A 241-nucleotide genomic window follows, 5' to 3' on the forward strand; every position below is an offset into this window, starting at 1 on the left:
AGGCCACATGGCCCTGTACGCCGCGGATGGTCAGCTTGGCGCCGAGGGAGCCGCGGCGGCCGTTCTTCACCACGTCGCCGACCAGGCTGGTGCTCGACGGTTCGCCGACGATGCACCAGTCCAGGCGCTCGCCGCGTGCGGCGAGGCGTTCGACCACCGCCTTGGTGCCGTGGTGGGCCGGGCCTTCCTCGTCGCTGGTGATGAGGAAGGCGATGGCACCCTTGTGCTCCGGGTGGTCGGC

The 241-nt window shown here is 71.4% G+C and carries 1 protein-coding gene; it reads right to left on the bottom strand.

Features of this window, described 5'->3' with window-relative positions; translation table 11 throughout:
• A partial coding sequence (locus tag HMPREF0072_RS11640) for a M20/M25/M40 family metallo-hydrolase (RefSeq protein ID WP_155811919.1) occupies positions 1 to 241 on the bottom strand: 241 nt, incomplete at both ends.

Origin of the sequence: Anaerococcus lactolyticus ATCC 51172, assembly GCF_000156575.1 — a bacterium.
In the GTDB taxonomy this organism is placed as follows: domain Bacteria; phylum Bacillota; class Clostridia; order Tissierellales; family Peptoniphilaceae; genus Anaerococcus; species Anaerococcus lactolyticus.